Annotated in this window: 21 protein-coding genes and 1 pseudogene; 8 read left to right on the top strand and 14 right to left on the bottom strand. The window is 71.7% G+C overall.

Annotated elements, in window-relative coordinates:
• Positions 1–70 precede the first annotated feature (70 nt).
• The gene (locus tag ABZ193_RS24905; protein ID WP_039791664.1) at positions 71–1,492 is read right to left on the bottom strand and encodes a PLP-dependent aminotransferase family protein; all 1,422 of its coding nucleotides are present in this window, start codon (positions 1,490–1,492) and stop codon (positions 71–73) included.
• Between the two features lie 62 nt (positions 1,493–1,554).
• Here ABZ193_RS24905 and ABZ193_RS24900 point away from each other — a divergent pair, with 62 nt between their 5' ends.
• The gene (locus ABZ193_RS24900) at positions 1,555–2,178 is read left to right on the top strand and encodes a membrane protein (protein WP_039791675.1); all 624 of its coding nucleotides are present in this window, start codon (positions 1,555–1,557) and stop codon (positions 2,176–2,178) included.
• On the opposite strand, the gene ABZ193_RS24895 is transcribed toward ABZ193_RS24900, so the two are convergent.
• Complete coding sequence (locus ABZ193_RS24895) at positions 2,170–2,697, bottom strand: Clp protease N-terminal domain-containing protein (RefSeq protein WP_020419541.1); 528 nt, start codon at positions 2,695–2,697, stop codon at positions 2,170–2,172. The genes ABZ193_RS24900 and ABZ193_RS24895 overlap by 9 nt on opposite strands.
• Complete coding sequence (locus ABZ193_RS24890; protein ID WP_020419540.1) at positions 2,697–2,906, bottom strand: helix-turn-helix domain-containing protein; 210 nt, start codon at positions 2,904–2,906, stop codon at positions 2,697–2,699. The genes ABZ193_RS24895 and ABZ193_RS24890 overlap by 1 nt, the downstream gene beginning before the upstream one ends.
• A gap of 62 nt (positions 2,907–2,968) precedes the next feature.
• Here ABZ193_RS24890 and ABZ193_RS24885 point away from each other — a divergent pair, with 62 nt between their 5' ends.
• The 3 genes from ABZ193_RS24885 (at position 2,969) to ABZ193_RS24875 (ending at position 6,336) form a co-directional block, all read left to right on the top strand.
• On the top strand, positions 2,969–3,715 hold the full coding sequence (locus ABZ193_RS24885) for a protein phosphatase 2C domain-containing protein (RefSeq protein WP_020419539.1): 747 nt from the start codon (positions 2,969–2,971) through the stop codon (positions 3,713–3,715).
• Between the two features lie 59 nt (positions 3,716–3,774).
• Complete coding sequence (locus ABZ193_RS24880) at positions 3,775–4,401, top strand: DUF998 domain-containing protein (RefSeq protein WP_020419538.1); 627 nt, start codon at positions 3,775–3,777, stop codon at positions 4,399–4,401.
• Positions 4,402–4,476: 75 nt separating this feature from the next.
• A complete protein-coding gene (locus tag ABZ193_RS24875) occupies positions 4,477–6,336 on the top strand; it encodes a multicopper oxidase domain-containing protein (protein WP_020419537.1) in 1,860 nt (619 codons plus the stop codon).
• A 51-nt stretch (positions 6,337–6,387) separates the two neighbouring features.
• On the opposite strand, the gene ABZ193_RS24870 is transcribed toward ABZ193_RS24875, so the two are convergent.
• Both ABZ193_RS24870 and ABZ193_RS24865 read right to left on the bottom strand, forming a co-directional pair.
• Positions 6,388–7,140: an SDR family oxidoreductase gene (locus ABZ193_RS24870; RefSeq protein WP_020419536.1), complete on the bottom strand. Its 753-nt coding sequence runs from the start codon at positions 7,138–7,140 to the stop codon at positions 6,388–6,390.
• Positions 7,141–7,196: 56 nt separating this feature from the next.
• Positions 7,197–7,739: an ABATE domain-containing protein gene (locus ABZ193_RS24865; RefSeq protein WP_020419535.1), complete on the bottom strand. Its 543-nt coding sequence runs from the start codon at positions 7,737–7,739 to the stop codon at positions 7,197–7,199.
• A gap of 47 nt (positions 7,740–7,786) precedes the next feature.
• Here ABZ193_RS24865 and ABZ193_RS24860 point away from each other — a divergent pair, with 47 nt between their 5' ends.
• A complete protein-coding gene (locus tag ABZ193_RS24860) occupies positions 7,787–8,623 on the top strand; it encodes an alpha/beta hydrolase (protein WP_020419534.1) in 837 nt (278 codons plus the stop codon).
• Here ABZ193_RS24860 and ABZ193_RS24855 read toward each other — a convergent pair.
• Positions 8,607–9,050, bottom strand: coding sequence for a nitroreductase family deazaflavin-dependent oxidoreductase (locus tag ABZ193_RS24855; protein ID WP_020419533.1), 444 nt, complete (start codon positions 9,048–9,050; stop codon positions 8,607–8,609). The two genes, ABZ193_RS24860 and ABZ193_RS24855, sit on opposite strands and share 17 nt — an antisense overlap.
• Positions 9,051–9,175: 125 nt before the next feature.
• Here ABZ193_RS24855 and ABZ193_RS24850 point away from each other — a divergent pair, with 125 nt between their 5' ends.
• Both ABZ193_RS24850 and ABZ193_RS24845 read left to right on the top strand, forming a co-directional pair.
• Entirely contained in the window at positions 9,176–9,856 is a 681-nt protein-coding gene (locus ABZ193_RS24850) for a TetR/AcrR family transcriptional regulator (protein WP_020419532.1), read from the top strand.
• Between the two features lie 30 nt (positions 9,857–9,886).
• Positions 9,887–10,729 carry an SAM-dependent methyltransferase gene (locus tag ABZ193_RS24845; RefSeq protein WP_020419531.1) on the top strand — a complete coding sequence of 281 codons (843 nt, stop codon included), beginning with the start codon at positions 9,887–9,889 and terminating at the stop codon, positions 10,727–10,729.
• An 82-nt stretch (positions 10,730–10,811) separates the two neighbouring features.
• On the opposite strand, the pseudogene ABZ193_RS24840 reads toward ABZ193_RS24845, so the two are convergent.
• The 6 genes and pseudogenes from ABZ193_RS24840 to ABZ193_RS24815 form a co-directional block, all read right to left on the bottom strand.
• Positions 10,812–10,924 (bottom strand): annotated as a pseudogene (locus ABZ193_RS24840) (IS5/IS1182 family transposase); the annotation flags it as partial.
• Between the two features lie 33 nt (positions 10,925–10,957).
• Positions 10,958–11,107: a transposase gene (locus ABZ193_RS24835; protein WP_354711647.1), complete on the bottom strand. Its 150-nt coding sequence runs from the start codon at positions 11,105–11,107 to the stop codon at positions 10,958–10,960.
• A complete protein-coding gene (locus tag ABZ193_RS24830; RefSeq protein WP_354711646.1) occupies positions 11,064–11,213 on the bottom strand; it encodes a transposase in 150 nt (49 codons plus the stop codon). The genes ABZ193_RS24835 and ABZ193_RS24830 overlap by 44 nt, the downstream gene beginning before the upstream one ends.
• A 49-nt stretch (positions 11,214–11,262) precedes the next feature.
• Positions 11,263–11,880, bottom strand: coding sequence for an alpha/beta fold hydrolase (locus ABZ193_RS24825; protein WP_354711645.1), 618 nt, complete (start codon positions 11,878–11,880; stop codon positions 11,263–11,265).
• The gene (locus tag ABZ193_RS24820; RefSeq protein ID WP_020419528.1) at positions 11,877–12,518 is read right to left on the bottom strand and encodes a phosphoribosyltransferase family protein; all 642 of its coding nucleotides are present in this window, start codon (positions 12,516–12,518) and stop codon (positions 11,877–11,879) included. Before ABZ193_RS24820 ends, ABZ193_RS24825 begins: the two co-directional genes overlap by 4 nt.
• A gap of 28 nt (positions 12,519–12,546) precedes the next feature.
• Entirely contained in the window at positions 12,547–12,834 is a 288-nt protein-coding gene (locus ABZ193_RS24815) for a DUF6343 family protein (RefSeq protein ID WP_020419527.1), read from the bottom strand.
• Between the two features lie 138 nt (positions 12,835–12,972).
• Here ABZ193_RS24815 and ABZ193_RS24810 point away from each other — a divergent pair, with 138 nt between their 5' ends.
• Complete coding sequence (locus ABZ193_RS24810) at positions 12,973–14,136, top strand: glycoside hydrolase family 3 N-terminal domain-containing protein (RefSeq protein ID WP_020419526.1); 1,164 nt, start codon at positions 12,973–12,975, stop codon at positions 14,134–14,136.
• A gap of 143 nt (positions 14,137–14,279) precedes the next feature.
• On the opposite strand, the gene tsrT is transcribed toward ABZ193_RS24810, so the two are convergent.
• Together tsrT and ABZ193_RS24800 are read right to left on the bottom strand one after the other, a co-directional pair.
• Positions 14,280–15,935: a tryptophan 2-C-methyltransferase gene (gene tsrT, locus ABZ193_RS24805; RefSeq protein WP_027936096.1), complete on the bottom strand. Its 1,656-nt coding sequence runs from the start codon at positions 15,933–15,935 to the stop codon at positions 14,280–14,282.
• A gap of 84 nt (positions 15,936–16,019) precedes the next feature.
• Complete coding sequence (locus ABZ193_RS24800) at positions 16,020–16,304, bottom strand: helix-turn-helix transcriptional regulator (protein WP_020419524.1); 285 nt, start codon at positions 16,302–16,304, stop codon at positions 16,020–16,022.

The following is a 16,304-nucleotide window of genomic DNA, read 5'->3' as shown; positions in this document are numbered from 1 at the left end:
GTCTTCGCCGAACTTCCTCCCTGGAGCGGCGAACGGACGACCAGCGCACCGGCTGTTCTTCCGGAACCTGTCACGCCACCGGCAGGTCGTCGGCAGGCTGCACGCGCACCGAGGCCGCCCCCAGCGCCAGCCGGGTCACCGCGTCGGTCAAGCGATCCGCCGGCTGCGCGAACGGGATCCGCAACCAGTGCTCCAGCCCGCCTTGGGCGCTGAACCTCGAACCGGGCGTGATCTGCACGCCGTGGTTGGCCGCGGCGATCGCGAGCCGCGTGCTCATCGGTTCCGGCAGGCGGCACCACAGCGACAACCCGCCCGACGGCACGCGGAACCGCCAGTCCGGCAGCTCCCGCCGCAGGGCCTCGGTCAGCGCGTCCCGCTGGGAGCGCAGGACGGCCCGGCGCGCGGCCGGGTCCGGGTCGCCCGCGTCGAACAACTCCGCCAGCACCAGCTGCTCGAACACCGGCGACCCCAGGTCGGATGCGAACCGCGCCGAGGTCAGGCGGGTCACCAGGTCCTCCGGCGCCCGGATCCAGCCGATCCGCAGCCCGCCCCAGTGCGACTTGGACACGGTGCCGACCGTGATCGCCCAGTCCCCGGCGAACGCGGCCAGCGGCGGCGGCCCGTCATCCCCCTCCAGGTCCAGCTCGACGAACGTCTCGTCCACCACCGCATGCGTTTGCGTCCGGGCCAGCAGCGCCCCCAGCTCCGCCCGCCCGGACGCGTCGAGCCGGTAGCCGGTCGGGTTGTGGAAGTCGACGATCAGGTACGCCAGCCGGGGCGCGGTCTGGCGCACCGCGGCCTCCACCCCCGCCAGGTCCCACCCGTGCTCGCCGAGCGCCACCGGCACCGGCGTCGTGTGCGCGGCGCGGATCGCGTCCAGGGCGTTCGGGTACGTCGGCTGCTCGACCAGCACCCGGTCGCCGGGGTGGGTCAGCATCCGCAGCACCAGGACGAACGCGTGGTGCGCGCCGTTGGTGATCAGGATCTGCCCCGGCGAGGTGGGCAGGCCGCGCGCGGTGTAGCGGGCGGCGATCCGCTCGCGCAGGGACGCAAGGCCGGTGCCGGTGTAGCCGTGCCGCCCCAGCTCGTCGACGAGCAGCAGCCGGGCGCGGTCGACCGCGGCCATCACCCCCGGGGCCGCCGGCGTCGCCGCGCGGACGAGGTCGATCGCCTGCGGCACGTCCGGCGACACCGGCTCCGGTGTCTTCCCCCGCGGCTTGGTGATCCACGATCCCGCACCCCGCCTGCTGGCCACGAGTCCCGCCTCGCGCAGGCGGTCCAGCGCGGCCGCCACCAGGGTGCGGCTGACGTCCAGCGCCTCGGCCAGCTCTCGCTCCGAGGGCAGCCGGGTGCCGACGGGCAACTGGCCGTCGAGGACGCCCAGCTCGATCGCCGCCGCGAGGTCCGCGGCGCCGTGACGCGAACCACTTCGACGCCACATGCCGAGCACAAGGGCCAATCTGCGGGCCGAAATGCGACCAATGGGGTCCATGGCAGCCAATTATCCCGAATTGGCTCTGGTTATCCAGTCCAACTGGCCGCAAAGTGGTCGGCGTGACTGCAATCGATCTTCGGCCGGTGCGCGTCTCGGTCAGCCCCGCGCGCCGGCTCACCCAGCTGATGGGCGGTCTCGCCCTCTACGGCACGAGCATGGCGATGATGACGCGCACCGGGCTCGGCCTGTCCCCGTGGGACGTCCTCCACGAAGGACTGGCCGCACGCACCGGGCTCAGCTTCGGCACCGTCGTCGCCATCGCCTCGGTCGGCGTGCTCGCGTTGTGGATCCCGCTCCGGCAGCGCCCCGGGCTCGGCACCGTGATGAACGTGCTGGTCATCTCGGTGACCGTCGACCTGGTGCGAGCCGTCCTGCCCGACCAGCACGCACTCGGCTGGCAGATCGCGCTGCTGCTCGGCGGCGTCCTGCTCAACGCCGTGGCGACCGCGGTGTACGTCGGCGCCCGGCTCGGCCCCGGCCCGCGCGACGGGCTGATGACCGGGCTGGCCGCCCGCAACACCTGGTCCGTCCGCTCAGTGCGCACCTGCATCGAGCTCACCGTGCTGGCGGCGGGGTGGTTCCTCGGCGGCACGGTCGGCGCCGGCACCGTGCTCTACGCGCTCGCGATCGGGCCACTCACGCAGGCGCTCCTCCCCCACGTCACCTGGCGCGAGTCACGCTAGCGCCTGCCGGACCCGCCGCGCGTCCACGTCGAACCGGGCGAGGACGTCGGCGGCGGGTCCGCGCAGCGCGGTGAGCGCGAGCAGGATGTGCTCGCTCCCGAGTTCCTTGCCACCCAAGGAGATCACCTCCTTCAGGCACACCTGCAGCACCTTCTTCGACTCGTCGGCGAACGGGATGTGCCGCCGCTTCCGCCCGCCGCCGCCACCGGCGAGCGCGTTCGGCCCGTGCGCCTGCTCGACGCGGTCGAGGATCGCGTCGACGTCGATGCCGAACTCGCCGAGCGCCTCGGCGTCGGCCTCGGTGATCCCGCCGCGGCGGCGCACGCGCGCGGTTTCGGCGGCGACGTCGTCGAGCGCCACGCCGAACCCGGTCAGCAGGCGGGCCGCCTTGCTGTCCGGGAAGTGCAGCAGCGCGACTAGCAGGTGCAGCGGGTCGATCCGCTCCGAATCCAGCCGGATCGCGTCCTGCTGCGCCTCGACGACCACCTCGCGGGCGTCCGCGGTGAACTTCTCGAACATCACTGCCTCCCGTACTTCTTGTGCACGGCCTGCCTGCTCACGCCCAGCTCGGCCGCGATGTCCTGCCACGACCAGCCCTGCGCCCGCGCGCTGCGCACCTGCACGGCTTCGAGCTGTTCGAGCAGCCGCCGCAGCGCGGCCACGGCACGCAGGCCGACCTGGGGATCGCGGTCGCCGGCGCGGGCGGCCAGATCGGTTGCCTTCGTCATGACGTCAACCTACGTTGACACCACCACCTTGTCAACCAAGGTTGACGGCTAGGGTCGGACGGGTGATCCACGTGGCCGAACGGCCCGGCGTCGGCCTCGACGGCCGCCCGCGCCCCACCGAGGACCGGGTCGTGGTGCTGGACCGGGCCGTCGCGGTGCTCGACGGCGCGACCTCGGCCGACCCGGACCAGCCCTCCGGCGGCTGGTACGCCGAACGCCTCGCGGCGCAGCTCGAACGGGAACTGCCCGGCGATCTCCGTCCCGCACTGGCGCGGGCGATCGCCGCTGTCGCACGGGAACACGGCCTGCGCCCGGGATCGTCGCCGTCCAGCACCGTGGCGATGCTGCGCTGGGACGACGACCGGGTGGACGCCCTGGTGCTGGCGGACAGCCCGATCGTCGCGTTCGGACAGTCGGCCGACGTGCTCGCCGACGACCGGCTGGCCACCCTCCGCCGCGCGGGGCGGTTGCGGACGCAGCAGGCCGTGCGGGCGTTGCGCAACCGGCCCGGCGGGTTCTGGGTCGCCGAAGCCGATCCGTCGGCCGCGGACCACGCGCTGACCCGCAGCTGGCCGCGCGCCGCACTGGACGCCGTCCTGCTCGCCACCGACGGCGTGTCCTGCGGTGTCGACGACTACGGCTTGTTCACCTGGCCCGAAGCCCTGCGGCTGGCCCGCGCCCGCGGGGTGGACGCGGTGCTCGACACCGTCCGCGCGGCCGAGGACGGCGATCCGGACGGGACGCGCTGGCCGCGGGCCAAGCGCCACGACGACCAGGCGCTGGTGCTCGTCGAGTTCGGGCGACCCTAGGGGAAAGATCGGGGACTTCTCCGGATCTTCCGTGGGCCGCACAGCGGAAAGCTGCTTCCATGGGGATTTCCGAAAGAGCCCGGCCCTGGCTGCTCGCGGCGAACGTGGCGATCGGCTGGGGACTGTTCACCGCCTTCATCCTGCACGTGGTCAGCGGCCGCAACCCCGTGTCGGACACCCTGTCCAGTTACGCGCTCGCCGACGGCGGGGTCGGCCTGCTCGGCGCGAGCATGATCGCGATCGCCGTCGGGTCCGTCGCGCTGCTCGCGGCGCTCAAGGCCGCCGGCCACCAGCTGAGCCGGACCACCCAGGTGCTGTTCTGGGCCTGGTCCACCGGGCTCGTCGCGGCCGCGTTCTTCCCCGCCAGCTACCCGGAACGGTTCGACCCGGTGAGCGGCCAGATCCACGAATACGCCTGCGCCATCGCGTTCCTGAGCCTCGCCGCGCTGGGCTGGACCCTGCCCGCCGGCCTGCGGACCCACCCCGCGGTCGTGCGGCTGACACTGCTGACGCTCGGCGGTGTGCTGCTGTTCGGCGTGAGCTACCTGGTTCCGGGCGTGCTGCCCGTCGGGCTCAGCCAACGACTCGCGCTCGCCGCGGACGTCGGCCTGCTGATCACGATCGCCCGCGTGGTCGCGGTTCCGGCGCCGGTTCCGGCGAAACCGCGGGAGCGTGTATCCAGCTGACCCCCGGCGCCCTCTGTTCCAGCAAGGGCCGGGATGGTCCGGCCGAACTGGGGGCTTTCTGGGGGGAAAGACTTCATGACCGACGTCATCACGCAACCAGCAGCGACGCTCACCGGGCCGGGCTTCGGCCTCACGAAGTTCGCCGACCCGCTGCGGGTGCCGCCGCTGATCCGGCCGCACTCCTGGTGGCACCAGGACGAAATCACCGTCAACATGGTCCGCTCACGGGTCCGGCTGCACAGCCAGCTACCGGAAACCGAGGTGTGGGCCTACGAGGGCCAGTTCCCCGGCCCGACCGTGGAAGTGCGCAGCGGCAAGCAGTTGCGCGTCAGCTGGAGCAACGACATCGACGGCACCATCCCGGTGGTCGCCGTCCAGCAGCACGCCGAACTCGCCGACATCACCGCGCCGGTGCGCACACCCGGCTGGCGCAACCCGGACGGCACACCGCAGCCGGGCGCCGAGATCATCGACGGCGTGTCCGCGCTGCCCGCGTGGACCGTGGTGCACCTGCACGGCGCGCGCACCGGCGGCGGCAACGACGGCTGGGCGCACAACGCGGTGCTGCGTGGCGCGTCCCAGCTCGCGGAGTACCCGAACGGCCAGCAGTCCGCCACGCTCTGGTACCACGACCACGCGATGGCGGTGACCCGCTTCAACGTCTTCGCCGGGCTCTCCGGGATGTACCTGATCCGGGACGACGAGGAGGACGCGCTCGGCCTGCCCGCTGGCGACCGCGAAATCCCGCTGATCATCACCGACCGCAACCTCGACACCGATCCGGCCACCGGCGCCCTGACCGGGCAGCTGCTGTTCAAGATCCCGTTCATCACACCGGCCGGTCCCGACGGGCCGAAGGTGCCGATCCCGTTCACCGGGCCGTTCACGCTGGTCAACGGGGCTATCTGGCCGCACCTGGACGTCGACGCGCGCTGGTACCGGTTCCGGCTGCTGAACGCGTCGAACTCGCGGTTCTACCGGCTCAACCTCGTCGACGAGACCGGCGCGGTGAACAACGACGGCGTCCGGATCATCGGCACCGACGGCGGTCTGCTGCCCGCGCCGGCCGCGTTCCCGGCGGCGGGCCTGGTGCTGGCGCCGGCGGAGCGCGCGGACGTGCTGATCGACTTCAGCCGGTACCAGGGGCAGAACCTGACGCTGCGGGACACGCTGGCCGACCGGACCGAGCCGGACGTCATGCAGTTCCGGGTCGAGAACCGGGAACGGCACGACCAGTTCACGCTGCCCGAGGTCGTCTCGCGATCGTACGTGCGGCTGCACCACGGGACGACCGTGCCGGAGGACCACGACCACGTCTTCGTCGCGCTGGTCCCGCCGGGCACCGGGGGCGAGGCTCACCCGCAGATGTGGGAGCTGCAGGAGGTCACCGACCCGGCGGAGTTGCCCGCCCAGTTCCCGGCCGAGGGGTTCATCCAGCTCACCGATCCCGCGGACGGCGCGGTGCGCACCTTCCGGATGGTGGCGAGCCTGTTCGACGACACCACCACGTTCTTCATCGACCACGACCGGTGGGCGATCTGGAACTTAGTCAACCTGGGCGGCCCGACCCACCCGATGCACATCCACCTGGCCGAGTTCCAGATCCTGACCCGCCGCGCCTACCCGCTGGACGCGGCGGGGAACGTGATCGGGTTCGACCCGGCCGTCGGCGGGACGCCCGCGCCGCTGCCGGTGCCCGGTGACGGCAGGCCGCTGGAGAAGTACGAAGAGGGCTGGAAGGACACCTTCCAGGTACAGGCGGGCGAGTGGGTGAGCGTGGCCGGTCACCACACCGGGGCGACCGGCGAGTTCATGTACCACTGCCACATCCTCGACCACGAGGACGAAGGCATGATGCGGCCGTTCGTCGTGCACCCGCCCGAGGTGGCGCGGTTCCACGTCCACCCCGGGTCGTCTCATGGGGGCGGTCACTGAGGTGACCGGGCCGGCGGCGTCCCTGGGTGCGGGGCGCCGCCGGTTGCCGCGTCAGAACGCGGTGCGACCGCCGTCGACGACGATCGTCGTGCCGGTGACGTAGCGGGCCTCGGACGAGACCACCCAGGCGACGAGACCGGCGACGTCGGCCGGTTCCCCGCCGAAGCCGAGCGGGGTCTCCTTCACCAGCCCGACGGCGGCGGTGTAGTCCGGGCTGCGGCTGGTTCCGGTGGCGATGTCGCCCGGCGCGACGCCGACCACGCGGACCCCGTGCTGGGCGAGGTCGCAGGCCAGCGCCCTGGTCAGTCCGCCGAGCCCGGCCTTGCTCGCCACGTACGCGGGCACATCGCGCTGGGCCTGGAACTCCGCGATCGAGCTGATGTTGACGATCACGCCCTGGTTCAGGACGAGCTGGGCGAACGCCTCGCGGGCCAGGCGCAGCGGCGCCTTGAGGTTGGTGTCGACGATCCGGTCGATCAGCTCGTCGCTCGCGCTTTCCACCGGCCCGAAGGCCGCGTAGCCGCTGATGCCCGCGTTGTTCACGAGGACGTCGAGCCGTCCGAAGTGGCGCACGCACTCGGCCACCGCGTCCCGGCAGCCGCCGCCGGTGGCGAGGTCGTGCGCGCCGACCTGGATCAGTTCGGCGAACGGGTGTTCCGCGAAGAGTTTCCGGCCTTCGCTCGCGTCCTCTTCGGTCCGCTGGACCACGAAGACGGTCATCCGCTCGGCCGCCAGCCGGGAGGTGATCTCGGCGCCGATGCCGGTGGCGCCACCGGTCACCAGCGCCGTGCGTTGCGCACCCATCCGCCACCACCTCCCTGAAACGTGCGTTTCAAACTACAAGGCGAGGCGGAAGGGCGTCAACGGCCGCGGGTGCGGGCGTAGTGGGCGCGTGCCTTCGCCCGGTTGCCGCAGCGCGACATGGAGCACCACTGGCGGTTGCGCTTCGGCGAGGTGTCCGCGAACCGCAGCCCGCAGTCGTGGTACGCGCAGATCCGGACCTCGGCCTCGCCGGTCGCCAGGTCGATCGCGTCCACCGCCAGCGCGCCGAACGCCCCTTCGACGGGGTCCGGCGCGTCGAGCCGCCGGTGCGCGACGCCGTCGCCGTCGATGCGCAACTGCGGCACCGGCGCGTTGCGCGCGTGCCGGTTCAGCAGGCGGACGTCGGCAGGCCGCCCCTCACCCCGCGCGACGCGGTCGACCGCCTCCCGCAGCGCGATCGCCGCCGCGAGCGAGTCCGGCGACGCGGGCGCCGGCCGGGGCAGCAGACCGGCGAGCACCAGCCACTCGACCAGCGTGGACGGCGAGGTCAGCAGCTCGCGACCGCCGCGGTGCCGGTCCCGGAGCGTGTTCACCAGGTCCAGGCACGGGCGGCCGCCGTCGAAAACCCACTGCGCCTTCACCGGGTCCAGTGTACTCTAACCCATATAACCGGTTAGGAAGGTGAGACATGGACTCGCACATGGCGACCGTCAACGGCATCCGCATGCACTACCGGCGAGCCGGCGAGGGTCCGCCGGTCGTCCTGCTGCACGGCTGGCCCCAGACCTCCTACTGCTGGCACCGGATCTTCGACTCGCTCGCGCGGGAGCACACCGTCATCGCGCCGGACCTGCGCGGCTACGGGCTCACCGACAAACCGCGGACGGGCTTCGACAAGCGCACCATGGCCGCCGACGTCTCGGCCCTGCTGCACGAGCTCGGCTTCGGCTCGGCGAGCGTGGTCGGGCACGACCGCGGCGGCCGGGTCGCGCACCGGTGGGCGCTGGACCGTCCGGACGAGGTCGAGCGCCTGGCCGTGCTCGACATCATCCCGACGCGCGAGATGTGGCGGCGGCTCGACGCCGGTGTCGGCCGCGGCTACTGGCACTGGCTGTTCCACCTGCAACCCGACCTGCCGGAACTGCTGGCAGGCAAGGACATCGCGGCCTACCTGGGGTACTTCTTCGAGCGCTGGACCTACCAGCGACAGGGCCTCGCCCCGGAGGCGATCGCCGAGTACGTCCGCGCGTTCTCCGCCCCGGGCGCCCTGCGCGCCGGTTTCGACGACTACCGCGCATCCTTCCCGGACGACGCCGAACACGACGACGCCGACGCCGGGCGCAAGCTCGCGATGCCGGTGCTCGCGTTGTGGGGACAGGCCGGACTGCTCGGCTCACTGCCCACCTTGGACATCTGGCGGGAGTACGCCGAGGACGTCACCGGCGAGGGGCTGCCCGAGTGCGGCCACTTCCTCGCCGAGGAACAACCGGAGGCGCTGCTCGCGCACCTCAAGCGCTTTCTGTGATCCGGAAGACCGGGAAGCCGGGCGCGATGCCGCGCAGCACCTCGTCCGGCGACCGGTGGTCGACGCCCTCGAAGAACCGGCTGACCTCCCACGCCCACCGCTTCAGGTAGGCGCGCAGGATCACCGGTTTTTCGTCGTCGGCCAGCTCGGCGAACCGGAACGTCTCGACGCGGCGCCCGACGCGCAGCTGACCCTCGCCCGCCGCGCGCAGGTTGCGCACCCACTGCGTCTGCCCGCGCGGCGCGACGAGGTAGCGCTGCCCGCCGACCTTCAGCAGGTTCACCGGCGTCGACCGGATCTCCCCCGACTTGCGGCCGCGGACCAGCAGCACCCGGCTGCCCGCCAGGCTCACACCCAGCTTGGTCAGGAACTGCACGGCCACGTTGAAGACGCTGTCACCCTTGCCGGGCTTGAGGTAGCGGTCCACCTGGGTTCTCCCTTCTGCGAGAGCGGTGCTCTCTGTTGAGATCAGTGAACACCTCGGCGGAGCGACTGTCAAGAGCGGTGCTCTCTAATTTGTTCGCCGCTCTCTCGCATGGCACACTCGACGGCATGCCAGCCAGCAAGACCGCGCGCGAACGGGCCCGCGCCGAACTGACCCGCGAGATCAAGGACGAGGCGCGCCGCCAGCTCGGCGAGGTCGGCCCGCACGGGCTGTCCCTGCGGGCCGTCGCCCGCGAGCTGGGCATGGTGTCCTCCGCGCTCTACCGCTACTTCCCGAGCCGCGACCACCTGCTGACCGAGCTGATCATCGACGCCTACAACGAGATCGGCGAAGCGGCCGAGCGCGCCGACGACCCGTCCGCCGCACCGCGCGACCGCTGGCTGCGCATCTGGGCCGCCACCCGCGACTGGGCGAAGCGGAACCCGCACGAATACTCGCTGATCTACGGCTCGCCGGTACCCGGTTACCAGGCGCCGCAGGACACGATCACGCCCGCCGGACGCGTGGCGCTGGCGCTGGTCCGCGTCATGGAGTCCGCCGACCTCGCGCCCGCGATGCCCGGCCCGCCGCTGCCCGTCGAGCTGGCCGAACAGGCACGCAAGGTCCAGACCGCGCTCGGGACGTCGCTCCCGGAGGCGGACCTGGTCCGGCTGATGACCGCGTGGACCCACCTCTTCGGCGCCATCAGCTTCGAGCTGTTCGGCCAGTACGCCAACACGGCGGATCCCGCGGACGCCTATTTCGACTACACGGCAGGGCAATCGGCCGCTTTCGTCGGCCTGCCGTGAAGGGTTTACGCGTTGTGGCAGACTCGTCGCATGGCGGCGGATGACGAGGTGCTGCGGGCCGTCGAGGGAAGCCTCGACCGGCCGTCGGCGGCCCGGGTGTACGACTACTTCATCGGTGGGAACCACAACTACGCGATCGACCGCGCGTTCGGCGACAAGGTCCGCGCGCGGCTCCCGCTGATCCCCGACTCCGCGGTGGCGTGCCGTCAGTTCCTCGGCCGCGCCGTGCGGTACGCGTCGAAGTCGGGGATCCACCAGTACGTCGACATCGGCTCCGGCCTGCCGACCGCGGGCAACGTGCACGAGGTCGCCGACGAGGCCCGCCCGGAGCACGACACCACCGTCGTCTACATCGACAACGAGCCGATCGCGCTCGCGCACTCGCAGCTGCTGCTCGCCGACACGGCGGACCCGGACCGCCACCACGCGATCGCGGGCGACCTGCTGGAGCCGGTCGACCTGTGGGAGCGGGTCGGCGAGACCGGGGTCATCGACTTCGAGCAGCCGGTCGCGCTGGTGATCAACGCGGTGCTGCACTTCATCAAGGACGAACAGCAGCCGCACCAGGCGCTGGACTTCTACCGCGAGCAGCTCGCGCCGGGGTCGTTCCTGATCATGTGCCAGCTCACCGACGAGAACCCGGCCGACGACGAGGAGCGCCGGGCGCTGGACGACCTCAAGGCCTACTACGAGACCACCACGAACCCCGGGCAGTACCGCTCGCGGGAAGAGTTCCTGAAGTTCTACGGCGACTTCGAACTGGTCGAGCCGGGGCTCGTCTACGCGCCTGAGTGGCACCCCGACGAGAACGCCCTGTTCGCCGACGCGCCGTCGAAGTCACGCATCCTCGCCGCGGTGGCCCGCAAGCCGTAGGGCCTGTCCTCAAAGCCAGATGAGCAGTGTGGCCAGGTCGATCATGCTCCGGTAGGAGGTGGCGGTCTTGTCGAATCGGGCCGGTCAACAGGATCGACAAGGGCCGTCCGTGGCCGTCGCAGGCGAGGTGGATCTTGGTGGTTGGTCCGCCGCGGGACCGGCGATGGCATGATCATGTGGTTCGCTGTGCCCGCCGCACGAGTGCGCTTCCCCCTGTGTGGGACGCGGTCATGCGGCGGGCGCCGGCAGCGTGCTGATGCGCCCGCACGATGCTGGAATCGACCGCCAGAACCGGTTGTAGACCGTCTTCCACGGCCCACACCGCTCCGGCAAGTCACGCCAAGCCACCCCGGTCTTGGCCTTGACCAAACATCCCATTGATCACCCGGCGGTCATCGACCCGCGGACGTCCCTTCGTCCCCGACGCCGGCAGCGATGGCTCGATCACCTGCCACTGCTCATCAGTCAGCTCGTGCCTACGCACCACAACCCAAGATCAAACCAGGTCGAATCTCCAACTTTGAGGACACGTCCTAGGGGAGGTACTCGCTGAACCAGGCGGCCGCGAGCTGGGCGACCCGCTCCAGCGCGCCGGGTTCCTCGAACAGGTGCGTCGCCTTCGGGACGATCTCCATGTCGTGCCGTCCGCCCAGCTCGGCGGCCGCCGACTGGTTCAGGCGCAGCACCTCCTCGTCCCGCGCGCCGACGATCAGCAGCGTCGGGCACCGCACCTGGGTCAGCGCGTCGCCGGCCAGGTCGGGGCGTCCGCCGCGGGACACGACCGCTTGCACGCGGTCCGGTTCGGCCGCCGCGGCCCGCAGTGCGGCTGCCGCGCCGGTGCTCGCCCCGAACAGGCCCAGCGGCAGCCCGGCCGTCTCCGCGCGCCGGGACAGCTCGGCCATCGCCGCGCGCAGGCGTTCGGTCAGCAGGTCGATGTCGAACCGCCGGTCGCCGTGGTCCTCGTCCGGGCTGAGCAGGTCGAACAGCAGCGTGGCGAACCTGTTGTCCTGCAGCTCGCGCGCCACCGCGATGTTGCGGGCGCTGTGCCGGGAACTGCCCGAACCATGGGCGAACACGACGACCCCGATCGCGTCGGACGGGACCGTCAGATCGCCCTGGAGCCCGGGGTCGACGGTGAGCGGAACGGTCATGACGTCTCCAGCAGTTCGATGACCTCGTCGTCGCCGGTCTGGCGGAAGTCGGCGTACCACTGTCCGACCGACCGGAAACCGTGCGGCGCCAGCAGGCACAGCACCTCGTCGGCGTCGCTCTTCAACGCCGCCGCGGCGTCCGGCGCGCACACCGGCGCGGCGAAGACCAGGCTGTGCGGCCGGTCCGCGCGCAACGCCCGCAACGCGGCCCGCGCGGTCACGCCGGTCGCCAGCCCGTCGTCGACCACCAGCACGTCCCGTCCGGTCCGCGGCTGCGGCGGACGTCCGCGCTGGTAGACCACGGCGCGGCGGCGAGCTTCGGCGCGTTCGGCCCGGCACACCGCCTCCAGCTGCGCCGGCCGCAGCCCGAGCATCGACAGCGACCGCTCGTCGTAGTAGGGCGGGCCGTCCGGGGTGACCGCGCCGACGCCGAACTCCGGCTGGCCGGGCGCGCCGATCTTGCGGGCGACCGCCACGTCGAGCGGCGCGCCCAGCACCTGGGCGACCGCGTGACCGACGACCACCCCGCCGCGCGCCAGCCCCAGCACCAGCGGATCGCGCCACTCGCGTTCGGCGAGCAGCTCACCCAGCCGCAGACCCGCCTCGTGGCGGTCGCGGTACTCGTGTCGCCGCCTCATGCCACAGGTCTACCCCTGCCGGAGATCGTCAACCAGGCTCACCGCGGCGCTTGCGGTGCACGACCCAGGCCAGGTCGATCACCATCCCCACCGCCACCAGGGACATCAGCACCGTCACCCACCACATCTCGATCGTGGCGAACAGGACGGCGGCCCCGGCGGCGAGGAGGATGCCGATGGCGGCGAGCCAGATCCGCAGCGTCAGCGCGCTGTACGCCGGCGCGGCGCCACCGAAACCGGCGGTCGGATCGTGGTAGTCCGGCAGGCCCCGCTGGTACTCCTCGCGGCTGCGAGGCCGCTCACGCGGGATTCGCATGCTCCCCGGCTACCCGCCGGGCCCGCCGCGGACACGTGGCCGCCCTCACCCGGTCCGGCGACGAGCCGTTTGGCCGGCCGCGCACTGGGTTACCGTGGCCGCGAACCCCATTCCGCCAGGAAGGAACACCCAACGCCGATGAGGCCGGCCAAGCACCTGACCCGGCGACTGCTGCTCGTACTGGCCGCCGGGGCCCTGCTCGCCGCGGTGGTCGTCTACGCCGGCGGCGACGAGGCCGAGCAGCAGCCCCCGGCCGCCGCTCCGACCACCGCGCCGCCGCCGCAGCCGCGCATCGCCGCCGCCGAGGGGCCGGACGCGTGCGCCACCGTGATCGGCGAACTCACGCCCCGCCAGCGGCTCGCGCAGCTGGTCGTCGTCGGGGTCGACGCGTCCGACCCGCAGGGTGCGGCCGACCTCGTGCGCACCGAGCAGGTCGGCGGGATCTTCCTCGGCGGCAACGCCACCGCGCTGCTCGAAAACAAGGCGCTCGACCAGGTCCAGCAGGCCGGGCGGCTGCCGGTGTCCGTCGCGGTCGACGACGAGGGCGGCCGCGTCCAGCGGCTCGACGACCTGGACGGGTCGATTCCCAGCGCCCGCAAGATGGCCGCCACGATGACCACCGGCGAGGTCCGCGAGCTCGCGCGGGAACGCGGCCGGGCGATGGCCGCGCGCGGGGTGACCGTCGACTACGCGCCGGTCCTCGACCTCACCGACGGCGCCGCCGGCGACGTCATCGGCGACCGCTCCTTCAGCGCCGACCCGGACACCGCGCGCCGCTACGCGCAGGCCTTCGCGGCGGGCCTGGAGGACGCCGGGATCCAGCCGGTGGTCAAGCACTTCCCCGGTCACGGGCACGCGACCGGCGACTCGCACAAGGGCTCGGTGACCACCCCGCCGCTGGACGAACTGCGTGAGAACGACCTCGTGCCCTACCGCAACCTCGCCGACTTCGGGTCCGCCGCCGTCATGGTCGGCCACCTCGACGTGCCCGGCCTGACCGGTGGCGAGCCCGCGTCGCTGTCGCCCGCGGCCTACCAGCTGCTGCGCGGCGAGTTCGGCTTCGACGGCCCGGTGCTGACCGACGACCTCGGCGCGATGAAGGCGGTGACCCAGCGCTACCCGCTGCCGCAGGCCGTGGTGAAGGCCGTGCAGTCCGGCGCGGACCAGGCGCTGTGGTCCTCGGGCGGCCGGGTGACGACCGTGCTGGACGCGATGGAGAAGGCGACGGCCGACGGGACGCTGTCCGCCGAGCGGGTGACCGACGCGCTCACCACGGTCCTGCGCGCCAAGCACGCGTGCTGAGAAGTGGGGCGGCTGCGCCGGCCGGCTCCTCGACGCTGAGGGTCCGGCCGACGCAGCGGGATCTGGGGCGTGTCGCCGCGGGAAAGTCTACGTAACCTTCGCGGCGGCTCAAGGTCTCGTGTTCGGATCGAAATAGTCCCTGGTCAGGCGGCACCCTGCATGATCTCGTGCCGTTGCGGCCAGTGCGACCAGAACGCCCCGGTGTAACCGAGCTCGATGAGCTTGAGCAGGAACGGGTTGTCCGCGTAGTTGTTGTCGTCCTCGGTGATGCCGGGCAGGGTCGGCAGCATCACGCGGTGGTACTCCGACGCGGGCACCAGGTCCCACAGCATTTGCACGCTGTTCACCCACCGCCCGTTCGGCGACGCGATGGTCGCCGGGTCCTCCGGCAGGTCCGGCGACAGGAAGTAGACCGGGCGGAAACGGCCGTCGCGGTCGAAGGCGAACTGCCGCTCGTACTCGACGATCGAATCGCACATCGCCCGCGGCTTGAGCACGATCGGCTCGACCGCCGAGTCCGACTGCAGACCGGGCAGCGTGCGACGGCCGGCGCACTGCTCCGCCATCCGGATCCCCAGCGGCGAGTAGGGAAACGCGCGGATGCCGAGGCTGTAACCGGCGACCGCGACGTCCAGGTCGAGCGTGCGGCGGACCGCCTCGGTCATCGTCACCGCCGTCTCCCCCGGCATGCCGAGCAGGACCTCGACCATCACCGGCAGCTCGACCTTGGCGATCTTGGCGCACAACGCGCGCACGTCGTCGAAGGTGTAGAACCGGCGGCCGCCGCCGGAGACCTTCCAGCCGTCCAGCACGTCGTCGCGCACGTGGTCGGGCGCGAGGTTGATGCCCGCGCACCCGGCCCGCACGAGCAGGTCGAGCAGCTCGTCGTCGAACGGCGTCGGCTGCGCGTAGATCCACAGCTTCAGGTTGTGCAGCGGCGTGGAGTGGTCAGTGTCGCGGCGGCGGATGATCTCGCGGAGCACGTTCTTGCTGTGCGCGATGACGAGGTTGAACTCGCTGTCGGTCGTGTGCAGGTCGTACACGCCCTGCGCGGTCAGCGCCTCCATCTCGTCGACCACGCACTCCACGGCGCGGCGGGTGAAGTGGGTGCCCTTCGCGTCCGGCTCCACGCAGTGCGCGCACGAGTAGGCGCAGCCGTTCTTGGTGAGGATGTTGCCGAGCCCGCCGCCGCGGTAGTAGCGCAGGTTGTCGACCTTCCACGGCTCCCCGGACCGGCGGGTGTAGCTCGTGGTCGTGTTGATCGGCGAGGACAGCGGGCGGCCGCGGCGGCCGAGCCGCGGCACGACCTTCTCCACCCGCCCGCCGCCGCGGTTGACCAGCAGCCCGGGCACGGTCTCCGGCGGTTCCCCGGACAGCAGCGCATTCGCCAGGCCGACGATGATTCCCTCACCCGGCCCCTTCACCCCGAATGGAATGCCGAAATAGTCGACCAAAGCGAACGGCATCGAGGAAAAACCGACACCGCCCGCGATGATCGGGGCCGCGCTGTGCATTTTGATCTCGTCGATGATGGCGCGGTGGTCGGCGAGGAAACCACGTTGCTGTTGCGCGTAGATCGTGTCGGTGTTGCGCACCGTCACCCCGACCAGCATCGGCGTGTGGCTCGCGAAGTACTCGCGCAGCACGGTCCACCAGTCGTCCCGCCGGAACGTGAGGTCCACGACGTCCACATCGAACCCGTCGGCCTCCAGCGAGGTCGTCAGGATGTCCAGCGCGTACGGCGTGATCGGGGGATGGACGAGATTCGGGTTGACCAGTGTGACCAAAGACTTTCCCATGGGACTCCCACTCCTGCGCGAAAAAGAGCAAAACTTTCGCTGCAAAAATGGCAAAAGCGGGATGGGGAAATCAGGGGTTGTGTTTCACTGGCGCCGTCGCCACTGCTTCGCCGTGCGCGCGGCGGCACGCAACTCGTCCGGGGGCACCTCCAGCACCCGGCTCAGGTGGCTCTGCCAGTACGGGCCGGGCACGCGCTTGCCCCGCTCCCAGCGCGAGACCTCGCCACGGCCCAGGCTCTCGTTGCCCGAGACCGTGACGAGTTCGTCCGCGAGCTGGTACTGGGTCAGCCCGCGCTCGTGCCGCGCGGACCGGATCAACCGGCCGATCGGCATCGAGTCGCGGGCGGCCACGGCAGCGTCGGCGCTCAT

The organism is Amycolatopsis sp. NPDC006125, from assembly GCF_040614195.1.
Taxonomy (GTDB): domain Bacteria; phylum Actinomycetota; class Actinomycetes; order Mycobacteriales; family Pseudonocardiaceae; genus Amycolatopsis_E; species Amycolatopsis_E tucumanensis.
Note: the sequence above shows the minus strand (reverse complement) of the source record. Positions and strands in the feature narration are given on the sequence as shown.

Coding starts and splice junctions, on each gene's coding strand:
- ABZ193_RS24890 (WP_020419540.1), bottom strand. CDS start 2,906: ATGACGAAGGCAACCGATCTGGCCGCCCGCGCCGGCGACCGCGATCCC.
- ABZ193_RS24860 (WP_020419534.1), top strand. CDS start 7,787: ATGGACTCGCACATGGCGACCGTCAACGGCATCCGCATGCACTACCGG.
- ABZ193_RS24815 (WP_020419527.1), bottom strand. CDS start 12,834: ATGCGAATCCCGCGTGAGCGGCCTCGCAGCCGCGAGGAGTACCAGCGG.
- ABZ193_RS24825 (WP_354711645.1), bottom strand. CDS start 11,880: ATGACCGTTCCGCTCACCGTCGACCCCGGGCTCCAGGGCGATCTGACG.
- ABZ193_RS24870 (WP_020419536.1), bottom strand. CDS start 7,140: ATGGGTGCGCAACGCACGGCGCTGGTGACCGGTGGCGCCACCGGCATC.
- ABZ193_RS24835 (WP_354711647.1), bottom strand. CDS start 11,107: ATGGGATGTTTGGTCAAGGCCAAGACCGGGGTGGCTTGGCGTGACTTG.
- ABZ193_RS24845 (WP_020419531.1), top strand. CDS start 9,887: ATGGCGGCGGATGACGAGGTGCTGCGGGCCGTCGAGGGAAGCCTCGAC.
- ABZ193_RS24880 (WP_020419538.1), top strand. CDS start 3,775: ATGGGGATTTCCGAAAGAGCCCGGCCCTGGCTGCTCGCGGCGAACGTG.
- ABZ193_RS24905 (WP_039791664.1), bottom strand. CDS start 1,492: ATGGACCCCATTGGTCGCATTTCGGCCCGCAGATTGGCCCTTGTGCTC.
- ABZ193_RS24895 (WP_020419541.1), bottom strand. CDS start 2,697: ATGTTCGAGAAGTTCACCGCGGACGCCCGCGAGGTGGTCGTCGAGGCG.
- ABZ193_RS24850 (WP_020419532.1), top strand. CDS start 9,176: ATGCCAGCCAGCAAGACCGCGCGCGAACGGGCCCGCGCCGAACTGACC.
- ABZ193_RS24820 (WP_020419528.1), bottom strand. CDS start 12,518: ATGAGGCGGCGACACGAGTACCGCGACCGCCACGAGGCGGGTCTGCGG.
- ABZ193_RS24875 (WP_020419537.1), top strand. CDS start 4,477: ATGACCGACGTCATCACGCAACCAGCAGCGACGCTCACCGGGCCGGGC.
- ABZ193_RS24810 (WP_020419526.1), top strand. CDS start 12,973: ATGAGGCCGGCCAAGCACCTGACCCGGCGACTGCTGCTCGTACTGGCC.
- tsrT (WP_027936096.1), bottom strand. CDS start 15,935: ATGGGAAAGTCTTTGGTCACACTGGTCAACCCGAATCTCGTCCATCCC.
- ABZ193_RS24800 (WP_020419524.1), bottom strand. CDS start 16,304: ATGAGCGCCGACGCTGCCGTGGCCGCCCGCGACTCGATGCCGATCGGC.